This window comes from Exiguobacterium aurantiacum DSM 6208 (assembly GCF_000702585.1).
Lineage (GTDB): Bacteria > Bacillota > Bacilli > Exiguobacteriales > Exiguobacteriaceae > Exiguobacterium > Exiguobacterium aurantiacum.
Map to the genome: position 1 here is coordinate 2,019,851 of NZ_JNIQ01000001.1, position 12,141 is coordinate 2,031,991.

11 protein-coding genes and 1 pseudogene are annotated in these 12,141 nt (G+C 54.2%); 1 reads left to right on the top strand and 11 read right to left on the bottom strand.

The annotated features are described in order from the left end of the window. Positions 1-7: 7 nt before the first annotated feature. From P398_RS0110705 to P398_RS0110740, 7 genes and pseudogenes are all read right to left on the bottom strand, one after another. Entirely contained in the window at positions 8-1,489 is a 1,482-nt protein-coding gene (locus P398_RS0110705; RefSeq protein ID WP_024370284.1) for a GGDEF domain-containing protein, read from the bottom strand. Positions 1,490-1,782: 293 nt separating this feature from the next. After that, a pseudogene (locus P398_RS16400) lies at positions 1,783-3,122 on the bottom strand (IS1182 family transposase); the annotation flags it as partial. A 329-nt stretch (positions 3,123-3,451) separates the two neighbouring features. Continuing rightward, positions 3,452-4,852, bottom strand: a complete 1,401-nt coding sequence (fumC, locus tag P398_RS0110720; RefSeq protein ID WP_024370283.1) for a class II fumarate hydratase — start codon at positions 4,850-4,852, stop codon at positions 3,452-3,454. 115 nt (positions 4,853-4,967) lie between these two features. Continuing rightward, positions 4,968-5,357 (bottom strand): reverse transcriptase-like protein, encoded by a 390-nt coding sequence (locus P398_RS0110725; RefSeq protein WP_029335203.1) that lies wholly within the window; start codon positions 5,355-5,357, stop codon positions 4,968-4,970. Beyond that, complete coding sequence (locus P398_RS0110730; RefSeq protein ID WP_024370281.1) at positions 5,338-6,120, bottom strand: 5'-3' exonuclease; 783 nt, start codon at positions 6,118-6,120, stop codon at positions 5,338-5,340. The genes P398_RS0110725 and P398_RS0110730 overlap by 20 nt, the downstream gene beginning before the upstream one ends. Then, positions 6,117-7,052 (bottom strand): CobW family GTP-binding protein, encoded by a 936-nt coding sequence (locus tag P398_RS0110735; protein WP_024370280.1) that lies wholly within the window; start codon positions 7,050-7,052, stop codon positions 6,117-6,119. The genes P398_RS0110730 and P398_RS0110735 overlap by 4 nt, the downstream gene beginning before the upstream one ends. Before the next feature lie 15 nt (positions 7,053-7,067). Continuing rightward, entirely contained in the window at positions 7,068-8,246 is a 1,179-nt protein-coding gene (locus P398_RS0110740; protein WP_235263346.1) for a DNA-binding protein, read from the bottom strand. A gap of 153 nt (positions 8,247-8,399) precedes the next feature. Here P398_RS0110740 and P398_RS0110745 point away from each other — a divergent pair, with 153 nt between their 5' ends. Continuing rightward, positions 8,400-8,912: a hypothetical protein gene (locus P398_RS0110745; protein ID WP_024370278.1), complete on the top strand. Its 513-nt coding sequence runs from the start codon at positions 8,400-8,402 to the stop codon at positions 8,910-8,912. 41 nt (positions 8,913-8,953) lie between these two features. Here P398_RS0110745 and hfq read toward each other — a convergent pair whose 3' ends face one another. The 4 genes from hfq to P398_RS0110770 form a co-directional block, all read right to left on the bottom strand. After that, complete coding sequence (gene hfq / locus P398_RS0110750; RefSeq protein ID WP_012726185.1) at positions 8,954-9,202, bottom strand: RNA chaperone Hfq; 249 nt, start codon at positions 9,200-9,202, stop codon at positions 8,954-8,956. A gap of 12 nt (positions 9,203-9,214) precedes the next feature. Beyond that, the gene (gene miaA, locus P398_RS0110755; RefSeq protein WP_029335209.1) at positions 9,215-10,165 is read right to left on the bottom strand and encodes a tRNA (adenosine(37)-N6)-dimethylallyltransferase MiaA; all 951 of its coding nucleotides are present in this window, start codon (positions 10,163-10,165) and stop codon (positions 9,215-9,217) included. Positions 10,166-10,380: 215 nt separating this feature from the next. Beyond that, positions 10,381-11,316: an IS30 family transposase gene (locus P398_RS0110765; RefSeq protein WP_029335210.1), complete on the bottom strand. Its 936-nt coding sequence runs from the start codon at positions 11,314-11,316 to the stop codon at positions 10,381-10,383. 143 nt (positions 11,317-11,459) lie between these two features. Further along, positions 11,460-12,053, bottom strand: a complete 594-nt coding sequence (locus P398_RS0110770; protein WP_029335212.1) for an AmiS/UreI family transporter — start codon at positions 12,051-12,053, stop codon at positions 11,460-11,462. Positions 12,054-12,141 lie beyond the last annotated feature (88 nt).

The following is a 12,141-nucleotide window of genomic DNA, read 5'->3' on the forward strand; positions in this document are numbered from 1 at the left end:
GTCTTTTTTAGTCTGGTAGCTTTTCGAGCCATTGTTCAATTTTTTCCGTGATGACGTCTTCTCCGTCCGTTTCGGACACATCGTCGTATAATCCAAGCTCCGCGGCGGTGCGTGCCGTCACGGCAAGGATGTGACTATACTTGCCGCGTTGCTCTTTCACGGCGGACATTGTCCGAGCCTCGCTCGACCCGGATTCGTCTAAAATGAACATTTCGACATGGTCATTACAGACGTAGGCGCCGTACGGTCGATAGACAATCTCGTAGCGGCGATGCTGCTTCGGCAACTGGTCGGCCAAAAGCGCATATTTTTTCGAGCTCATCGTGACGTAGGCCAGACGTTTCTCATCCCGGACCGCCGTCGAGTATCGGATGATCCGGTTGCGTCCGTCCCGTTTCGCCTTGTAGAGCGCTTCATCCGCATACGCACACCATTCCCCGAGCGTCATGCCGAGCTGACAGACGCGGGTATAGCCGATCGACACCGTCACGTGATGCTCGTACGGGAACGTCATCTGTTCGATGCGCGTCCGAACACGTTCGAGGACGGCATCGACAACGGCCCGGTCCGAGACGTTCAAGATGATGAGAAACTCCTCACCACCGTAGCGAATCAATTCGTCGCTCGAACGGATCGCGAGCCGAATCTCTTCAGCGACCCGGTGGAGCACTTCATCCCCGTATGCGTGACCGAACGTGTCGTTCAGTTGCTTGAAGTGATCGATGTCTAGCAAGGCGAGCGTAAAACTCTCTCCCGAACGTTCGAGCCGGGACATGAAGCGACCGAACGTCGCTTTCAAATATTTACGATTGAAGGCGCCGGTCAACTCATCGACGAGTAGCGCGTTCGAGACGAGACGCGCCTTTTCGATATGCAACCCGAGACGGACAAGACGTTCTTCCATCGGGATCCACGACTCCCAGTAGTCATCAAAGCCATACGAGTAAGCGGCGAGACGATAATGTTCGTTCGTCCCGATGACGATGAGCGGTACGTATAGTTTTTTCATTTTGCTGACAAACGATTGGATGTCACGTTCAAGGAAGTTAGGCCATAGCTCCACATCCATGATGATCGCTTTCGGCACGTCTTCATAATCGTATTCGACGGCTTCTTCCAACGTCTGTAAAAACACCGGTCTCGCCCCAAGTTTTTCGATGCGCGATTTGTATCGGCTGAACGTCGAGAAGCTCGCCGCCAAAACGAGCACGAGATCCTCATCTTCTTGATCGATTCCGAGAATCGTATGTATGTAACGTTTGACCGGTGCAAGCAACGCGTTCGCTTCCGCCTGCGATAAGACGGGTGGTAAATCCCGAACTTCCGACTCGACACGGCTGAATATTTCAAGTAAATGCATCAGCCGCCGCTTCCGGACTTCCGTCTTCACCCAACTTAAAAGAAATTCGATATCGTGTGTCGGAAGCTGTCGTGCCTCCGTCAGTTTCGATAATATATCGTGTACGCGATCTGTTGGTTGATGCTCCATTCCCGACCCCCCAGTTTCGTTCTTCCCGAAATTCGCTTCTGTCTTCGATTATGCGACTTCCTACACGAAAATACAACTATTTCCTCATTTAATTCCTATTGTTTGCCATATCGTTAGTACTTATGTCCTAAAATAAATAAGAGAACAGCGGCTTTTCAGCCGCTGTTCTCAGGCTGTTGACGAACCCATTCGCTTCTGGCGAATGGGTTCGTCTTTTTTTTGTGTTCAACGAGCTCGAGGCGCTCTGCCCGACATAAAATTGAAAAAATGCTATGTAGACGGTCGTTTTCGGCCAACAGGTTGGCCAGCTTCTTCATGTTTTGTGCGGTCGCTGCCACCAGATTGGCGCGGTCCACCGCCTCTTTCCCCCGGTAGAACGTGAAGCGGAGACCGTGGAGCTCCTTCCCGTCGGCGAACGAGCGCTCCACCGTCTGTGGCCGGAGACGGTAGAGGTGCTTGCCCGATGCGGACAGACGGTTCTCACTCACCGCTTCGCGGTAGGACTCATCGATGTGGCGGTTGATGACGCGCCGATGCGATCGGCTTGACGTGCACTTCTCGAGGAGCGGGCAGTTCTGACAGATGGCAGGATCGGACGCGTACTGGTGATAGCCGTGACGGTCGGTCGTCTTATAGGTGAGGTGCTGTTTCGCCGGACACAGATAGGCGTCCACGTCCGGCAGGTAGGTGAACCGCGTCTTTCGAATCATCCCCTTCTTCCCACCGAACCGCCGCCAGGCGATGACGCCGAAAACGCCGCGCTCGACGAGTGCCTTCGCGATCTCGGTCGTGTAGTAACCGGCATCGAGCGCGACCGCCTCGAGCGGATAGGCGAAACGGTTGAGGATATAGTCGAGACGGTCAAGATAGACGGTGCTGTCCGACACGTTCCCGGGCGTGACATGCACATCGACGATGAGGTTGTGCTTGGCGTCGACCGTCCGGTGCACCAGCCAGAAAAAGCCTTCCGGCTTCTGGTCACGGTACATATAGCCCGCGTCAGGGTCGGTCCGGCTCACCTTGATGAGTCGACGCTTCCTCTTCTGTCGCGCGGGCTTCAGTGCTTTTTTCCTCGTTTGGCCCGTTCCTCGTTCACCCGGCCGAGAAGCTCTTCCTCGACATCGCCGACGACCTGCTCGACCTCGACCTTGTCGAACTTCTTCTTGTTCGCGTTGGCTCGGATGTGGGTCGAGTCGGTGATCAGGATGCGCCCTGAAATGAAGCCGTGGGCTTCGGCCTGGCCCACGATGTCCTCGAAGATTTGTCTAAAGACGTCCGTGCCGGCGAACCGGCGTCGATAGGCCTGGCTGATCGTCGAATGGTCGGGAATTTTCTCGTCCATCCCGAGCCCGAGGAACCAACGGTACGCGAGGTTCGTCTCGATTTCCTTGATGGTCTGTCGCACGGAACGGATGTTGAACAGCGGGCCGAGCAGGATGATCTTGATGAGGATCTCGGGGTCGATGCCGGGCTGTCCGGTGTTTGAATACAGCGGCGCGCATAGCCGGTGGACGATGGAGAAGTCGATGTGGCGGTCGAGTTTGCGGACGAGGTGGTCTTTCGGGACCAGTTGGTCCAGCGAGGCGTCGGTGCGGATTGGTTCATGGCGTTTGGCGATATGGACTCGGTACATGATGATTCCCCTTCCTGTTCGGAGGCGGTGACGATCCATACATACCAGTTCCCGCTTTTCGAGGTTTTAGCCCGCATCGGGGGCTTTTTCTATCGGCCGTCGAGGCCTCAGAAAAAGACGAGAGGCCACCCAAGGGCGGCCTCTCGCGTCGCTCATCCGACGGCGCCGGAGACTCCTGAGGGATCAGCGAGCGGAGGGAGACCCAGCAGCGACAACGTCGCGATGCGGCTCCCTGCTCGCCCCTAGGAAAGCGGAGGCGCCAAGAGGAGGAGCGAAAACATTCTGTTAGTCAACAATCTGAGAACAGCGGCTTTTCAGCCGCTGTTCTCTTATTTTTCCACTTTTAAGTTCGGAGACGTCATTTCTTCCGGACGAATCCACTTGTCAAATTGTTCCTCGCTCAACAATCCGGTTTCAAGCGCCGCTTCTTTAAGCGATGTCCCTTGTGTATGAGCCAACTTGGCAATTTTCGCCGCGTTCTCATAACCGATGTGTGGGTTGAGCGCCGTGACGAGCATGAGGGAGCGTTCCACGTTATGGGCAATCACATCCAAATCGGGCTCGATGCCGACCGCACAGTGTACATCGAACGAATGCAGACTGTCCGTCAACAAACGGCACGTCTGTAAGAAGTTGTACATGATGACCGGTTTGAACACGTTCAATTCAAAATTTCCTTGGCTCGCGCCGAACCCGATCGTCGCATCGTTGCCGAGCACTTGGGCCGCCACCATCGTCAACGCCTCGCTCTGTGTCGGGTTCACTTTACCCGGCATGATCGAGCTGCCTGGCTCATTTTCAGGTATCGTGATTTCACCGATACCGGCACGTGGGCCTGAGGCGAGCCAACGGACGTCGTTGGCAATCTTCATCGCATCCATAGCAAGCGCCTTCAATGCACCGTGTGTGAACACGAGCTGGTCGTGGCTCGTGAGCGCATGGAATTTGTTCACAGCCGTCACGAATTGTTTTCCGGTCTCCGCCGAAATTTTAGCCGCGACGACTTCCCCGAACTCAGGATGAGCGTTAATCCCAGTGCCGACGGCCGTTCCGCCGAGCGCGAGTTCCGTCAACGGGTCGAGCGTCCGTTCGATCATCTGTTTTGATAATTCAAGCATCCGGACCCAACCGCTGATTTCTTGCCCGAGCGTGACCGGCGTCGCGTCTTGCAAGTGGGTGCGTCCAATTTTGACGACGTCCATATACGCCTCTGCTTTTTTATCGAGCGTCGCATGGAGCGCCTCAATCGCTGGGAGGACTTTGTCTTCTACCGCGAGGATGGCTGCGATATGCATTGCTGTCGGATACGTGTCATTTGAACTTTGTGATTTATTGACGTCATCGTTCGGATGAATCGTGATCGACTGACCGCGTGCTTTCAACTTGTCGTTCGCCAAATGGGCGATGACTTCATTGACGTTCATGTTCGATTGCGTACCCGAACCTGTCTGCCAGACGACGAGCGGAAACTCGGCGTCGTGGTCGCCCGCCACAATCTCATCTGCGACTTCGGCGATGATGTCCGCCTTGTCCTGCTCAAGAACGCCGAGTTCAGCGTTGGCCAAGGCAGCTCCTTTCTTCAAAATCGCGAACGCATGCACGACCTCAAGCGGCATCTTCTCCGTCCCGATTTTAAAGTTTTGCAAGCTCCGTTGAGTTTGTGCGCCCCATTTCGCTGAAGCAGGAACGTTGATTTCCCCCATCGTGTCCCTTTCAATCCGATATTCCATGAAAATTCCCCCTCTTTTTTTGACTACGCTTTCATTCTAGCGAAACTTATGTGAAAAAGAAACGGGCGTGGCGTCAAATCTAAAAAAAGTCGAGACCTTGTCCCGACTTTTTCAATCATTCCCTTGATAACGCCTGTTTGGCGACGCGGTCAGCCTTGTTTTCACTACGTGGCACCCATTTGATGAATGTGACGGGCAACTCATCATAAGCGATGAGCACCTCAAGAAAAAGCGGCTTTACCGAACGATCTTTTAAGAACCGTTGTTCAAGTGCCCGAACGATTGTTTCGGCGTCCGAGTGGATCATGAACGTCGTCTCACCGTGTAACCGATGGGCTTGTTCAAGCGCAAAGCGGAGCGCGGCGAGCTCGGCTTGGACGCTCGTCAGTCCCGATGTTTTGTGTGTATGGATACTGACCGTACCGTCCGACGTCTTCATCCAGACCCCGAGGCCGACCTCGCTCGTCTGTTGATTCGTCGCCGCATCAAAATAGATGTGAACCAAACCGGTACGCCTCCCAGTCTGTCTCGATCGGCGCATGCACGTCGATACGCGACAATTGCTTTGACAACAACGCGATTTCCTCGTGTCCGTCGAGCTTCTTCGAAAACTTGCGATGTGCCTCGAGCAGTTGCTCGTTCTTCAGACGTTCGTACAGGATTTCAACGGTATTATACGATTGAACGAGCAACGTCGCCGTCTTCGGTCCGATACCGCGCACACCGGGGATGTTGTCTGACGCATCGCCTTGGAGTGCCTTCACATCGACGAACTGGAGCGGTTTGATGCCGTATATGGACTCGAACAGCTCGCCGTTCATAAGAACTTCTTCTCCTTTTTTCGGGACGATTTGAAACACCGTATCCGATAACAGTTGGTGCATGTCGCGGTCTGAAGAGTACAAGTATGATTCACCTGGAAACTGGGTCGCGACCGCTCCCATCAAATCATCTGCCTCATAACCGGCAAGTTCAGATTGAAAAATCCCGCGTTCTGTCAACGCTGCTCGCAATTTGACGTAGTCGTCAAATAACGGTTCCGGTAACCCGGTACGCGTCGCCTTATAGTCCGGAAACAGGGCGAAACGATGAGTTGATTCACGGGGGCCGTCCCAGAAGAAGGCGATATGAGTGAAGTCGTTCGTCCACCCATCCACTTTTCGAAGCAATCCTTTCACCGTTACGTCAGGGTCGAGCGCACGGCGACGCTCCGTCGCAAAATAATAACGTGATAGCAAATTAAAGCCATCCACTAGCATGAGTTTCATATTTGATTCACCTCGCAAGCTTTTAATCCACGTTCGAGCGCATCGCGGTCGAGTTCTTTTCCGATCCATACGAATACGGAACGGGAATCGTCGCTCGCCTCGTTTGCGAACGTCGCTCCCATGAGCTGGTTCGTCGCCTGCACGACAAACTTGGACGCCTCACCGTCTAATCGGACAATCGCCTTCAAACGGTACAAGTCCTCCTCATAATGCATGAGCACTTCACGCACGTAACGTGTGACGCGGTCTCTGGCGAGCGGAACGTCCGTCGTTAACGTGATGGCGCGGAGCGAAGCGACCGAACCATGTCCATCCGTCAACTCCGACAGCACGGTTTCGTCGACTCGAGAGAGCTGGAACGTGTTCTCGAGCAAGTCATAATCTCCTTCTGTCTGTACCGTCTCGATGACACGCACGGTCGGATTGATGGTCCGAATCCGCTCATAAGCTCGCTCAAGCGCCGCCCTGTCCACAAGATCTGTCTTGTTTAACAAAATCATATCGGCGTAAGCGATTTGATGGATCCCTTCGATGAACAAATCACGATCCATCTGGCTCGCATCGACGACGGTCAAGATGGCCGTCAATTTAAAGCGTGACCGTAAGTAATCATCATAATAGATGGTCTGAATGATCGGGGCCGGATCGGCGACCCCTGTCGTCTCGATGACGACGCGATCGAACGTCTTGTCACGAGCTGCGAGTTGATAAAACGTCTTGCTCAAATCATTTTGAATCGAGCAACAGATACATCCGTTAGACAGCTCGATCTGTTCTTGGTCCATTTGGACGATCAATTGTTCGTCGAGATTGACCGAACCGAGCTCGTTGACGATGAGCAAAATGCGTTCATTCGTCGCGGCGAGCAATCGATTCATATATGTCGTTTTACCGGCGCCTAAAAAACCGGTCACTAATTGCACGGGAATCATCACGTATACCTCACTTCATAGATTGTCATGGACTCGTGCCCATTTTTCATAGCGGGCGTCGAGCAAGTCGATCAAGTGAAGGAGCCAGCCTTCCGTCGTCACCGGGAGCACGCTCGATCCCCATTCCCGCTTCCCGTGGTGCGATAAGATCATATGCCAGATTCGGTGATGGACGTCGAGCGGCAACACGACGCCCGCGCTGCGTTGGCTCTTCTCGAACAACAGCCCACCATACGGCATATGACCGATCAAACTTCCCATCGGGTTGATCGAGATGCCTGTTGTCTCACTCGTGCCACTGACGGCGAACAACTCTTCGAATCGTCGTGGTGACGATAACAGGTGACTGTACTCGTATAACTTGCCGATATCATGGAACAAGATACCAAGGGCAAGCTCGTCCCAACGTAACGGTTCTTTCAACTCAGCGATCGCCTCACACGCCGCATAGAGCGACTCGAACGTCCCACGGAACGCTTGCTCGACTTTTACACCGTTCATCGTATTCCATACGTCTACTTTGTGCAACTGCTCGGCTTCTTTAATTATACGAAACGCCGTCGCCAAGTAATCGTCTTGTTCTTGGATCCGATAACCGAGCCGCAGCATACACGTCGTATGCTTCAATAGCCCACCGGCGTAGTTGTGATGATGATACAAAGCCGCTGGCGCCAAAACGAAATCGTCCCACACATCTTCGAGCAGCGCATAGGCGATTTTCCGGGCGTCTGATGACAGCGTGGATAGGAGCGCGAACAGCTCTTCAGCGAACTGTTCGATCGTCTCCTCACCTGGCAATCCCGGCAGTAACGACACCGCCTCGTCGCGTGAGATCGGTTGCACTTTGTCGATGGTGATCGACTTGGCCCCGTCCGGCTTCGGATAGACATCGATTTTTCCTGACAGTTCGACGACGCCCGATTCGTAAATCGGCAACAGCTGATCTTCGTTCCCGCGCAACCAATGTTTGGCGCGAATTAATCCGCTTGCCGTCGTCACGTTCAGTTGGAGCCACTTCGCCCCTGATTTCCCTTCTCGGACTTCGACAGTGCTGACAAGCGCCTTCGTCTGAACGGGTGTCCCGTCCGTAAGGTCTGTCAAACGTTCGTCGGACTTCTCCATCGCCGGGATACGATACGTCTGTCGGTCGAACGTTCCTCCGGTGACCGGATCGATCTGTTGATAATATTTCATGTTAGCCCCTCCTTCACATCTGTGCCCATTGTACCGTGTTTTACCCTTGTAGGCGAACATACTTTCGTTATAGGTGGAAAAATCCGCTCGATATATTGAAAGCGCTTACCTTTATTGATACGATATAGATAGTTCGAAAAAGGGGGAATCGACATGATTTCATTAATTGATACGTATGAACGTTTCATCGCGACAGGGGAAGCGACACGTTATGCGAACGACCATCCGACCATTCAACATATTTTAGACGCGGCCGCCTGCCCGGTACCTGAAGCCGAGCTTGAGCAAGCCGTAACCGGTCATGCCGGTAATCCATATACGCACGACTCGGTGCTTGAATCCGTGATCGAGCACGAGTTGAAAGGGGCAATGGCAGCCCTCATCGTCGCCGGTTATCCGGTTCAAACGCCGCTCGCGAAAGCGGTCGTCCTATCGGCGTTCGCGCGGACGAACCGCATGAACATCGAGAAGCTAAAAGAGCTCGGCCATGCTGACTTGCTCGTCCGGATTCAATCAGCGGAGCGTTCTTGGAAGCGGACGTTCGCCCATCTGTATCGTTCGGCACCGGCCCAGCTATGTGACCAACTCGAATCGATTCTCGGCGGTTGCGCGATTCATCGCGTCCTCGAAGCGATCGACCGTGATCCGAACGTAAAAACGGCATAAGAAAAGAGCGGTCCCCGGGCCGCTCTTTTCTTATGCGTTAATCACCCTTCTGTCACTTCGACCGCATCCGGCTCATAAAGCGTGACGTTTCGTGCTGGCGAGAACGTCGAAATCGCATGCTTGTAAATCAATTGTTGGCGCCCCTCCGACTCAACGATGACGGTAAAGTTGTCAAACGACTTGATAACGCCCCTAATTTGGAACCCGCTTACTAAAAACACGGTCGTCGGCACCATTTCTTTGCGCAACTGGTTCAAAAAGTGATCTTGGATGTTATAGCTTGCCTTCATGTTGCATTCCCCCTAGTCTATGTCTCTTTCAAATAATCGGAATTTTCGAAAAAACCCCTCAACCTCATCATAAATATTTTTATACGATAGTTCAAATGATTTTCTTCCCATATCTACCCAAATCCCATCAAATTGATGGCGGAACCACGTTAATTGCCGTTTCGCGAATTGTCGCGTATGTTGTTTCAGCGTCTCCCGCATCCGTTCTTCGGACATACGTCCCTCGACGTAAGGTACGACTTCCTTGTACCCGATTGCACGCATCGCCTGGGTATCTCCATATCCTGATTCGAGAAGCCGCTCCACTTCCTCGATGAGTCCCGAGGCGAGCATGACGTCCACCCGTTCGTTGATACGCTCGTATAATACGTCACGATCGGCGTGCAAGACGAACAGTTTGTACGCGTAGTGTTCAGACGGCGCGCTGTCCATCGCTTGAACATCTCCTTGCAGCGCCACCTCGAGCGCCCGGATGACACGACGGACGTTATTCGGATGGATGAGTTCGGCACGTCTCGGGTCAAGAGATCGCAACCGCTCATGTAACACTGCAGCGCCTTGTTGTTCCGCTTCTTGCTCGAGCTTCGAACGCAACGCCTCGTCGACCGGACGTTCCGTGAACTCGTAATCATATAATATCGACCGAATGTATAGGCCGGTGCCGCCGACGAGAATCGGCAGCTTCCCACGCGCATATATATCGTCAATCGCCGCGCGGGCGAGTTGTTGGAACTTGGCGACACTCATCGGTTCATCCGGATCACAGATGTCAATCAAGTGGTGCGGGATGCCCTCCGCTTCTTCGACCGTTACTTTGGCCGAACCGATGTCCATTCCGCGATACACTTGAACCGAATCTCCCGAAACGATCTCACCATTGAACGCTTTCGCCAGTTCGATCCCGGTCTTCGTCTTCCCGACTGCCGTCGGACCGACGATGACGATGACTGGTGTTTTTTCCATCTTGCTCACTCCTCAAACGAAAGACCGTTTCGTAAGGAAACGGCCTGTCAAATTCTTCGTTTAATTGTATCATCAAATACGACGGCAAACAGCATCCATCCACATAATAGTAGCCCAAGCAACAAAACTAATCCATCACTCATGTAAGTCCGCCTCCTTTTCTTTCTCATTCCCCCTTTTCACATTTTAGACACAATTTAACCCGCGACGGTTTGTCAAATTAAGCGCAACACTTCCTCCGTGAAGGCCTCGTGTGCGGTCTTCCAGCCGAGACATTTCCTCGGCCGCCCGTTGATCTTGGCGAGCGCGTCCACGATCTCTCCTTGGCCGACCGTCGCGAAGTCCGATCCTTTCGGGAAGAACTCGCGCAGGAGGCCGTTGGCGTTCTCGTTGCTGCCGCGCTGCCACGACGAGTACGGGTCGGCGAAATACATCGGCACGCCGAGTGTCGCCCGGACGCGCTCGTGACAGCTGAACTCCTTGCCCCGGTCCGTCGTCGCCGTCTTGAACGTGCCCGCTGGGAAGGCCGCGTGGACCGTGTGGATCGCCTCCTCCATCGAGGCCGCGCTGCGGTCCGCGATCGGCAGGGCGAGGTAGAACCGGCTCTTTCGCTCGATGAACGTCGCGACGCACGCCCTCGACTTCCCACGCCCGGAGACGACCGTATCGAGCTCCCAATGCCCGAACGTCTGGCGCCCCCTGACCTCCGGAGGCCGTTTCGAGATGGACAGCCCGATGTTGAACCGCCCGCGTGTCTCCACCGGTTTCCGGCGCTTGCCCTTCTGGCGGAGCACGGTCACCGGCACGTCGATCAGCCCCGAATAGATCCAGCGATAGATGGTCGAGAAGGCGATCTCCCCGTCGAAGAGACGACCCACGATCTGTTCCGGGGACCACGTCGCCCGCAGCTTCTCGATGATCGTCCGGCGCATCATGTCGTCGAGCTTCGTCTTGGCGCCGCAGTTTCCCTTCGCCTTGGCGTAGCGCTCCTGTGCGCGTTCGGCCGTATAGCCGGGGTTCCGTCTGATCTCCCGCGAGACGGTCGAGGGCTGTCGCCCGAGCCGTCTCGCGATGGACCGGATGGACATCCCGAGCCCCAGATAGGTCTCTATTTTCACGCGTTCGACTGTGGTAAGATGGGTGTAGCTCATAGCGATTCCTCCGTCTGAATGTTTGTGTGGTAACTTCATTCTACACGAGGCCGTCGCTATGGGCTTTTTTGCGTTCACGTTCAGGTGTTGCACTTAATTTTATAATTCATCCCCGCAAAAAAGACGCTCACGGGGAGCGTCTTTCATTGGGTCACTTCGACGAGACGGCGTTGCCGCCAAATCGTGAAACTGAAATAAAGCACGGCCGTGCCGCTCGCGGCCCACCAGATGACCGTATAGAGCGGAGTCGTCAGCCCGGCGAGACCGACCATCGCAGGTACGATCAACGTGAGCCAAGCGAGGACAAAAGCGACGCGCGCCGTCAACGCATCGACAGGACGACCGAGTCCCATGCCGAGGAAAAACAGCGCCCAAAGGAACGCCCAAAACGCCCACATCGCCCCGTCCACAAAGTCGGCACGTCCGAAGCCGATGCCTGCGTAAAACAGGGCCGCAATCGCGACGAAGAGTGAGAACCACCCGACGCCTCGCCCGTCCATGTCAAACAAGAACGTCACGCCGACATACAAGTACGTGAAGGCGAACAAGTAAATGCCGGCATACCCGAACACTTCGGCCGGCGCGGCGTTAACAACGAGCCACGTCGCGATGAACGCTTGCAATATACCCGTGAACAAGCTGAACACGCCAGCGCTTTTCACATCGACTTTCCCGAACATGACGAGGCTGTTTAAAAACAACGCCACGCCGCCAAACAATAAACTAATATTCCCCACGAGCATTACTCCTTTGTACAGATGTCAGACGTCTTTCGATATATCCACTGTACTGTGAATTCGCTTTCAATGCAAGAGGGGAAATCGC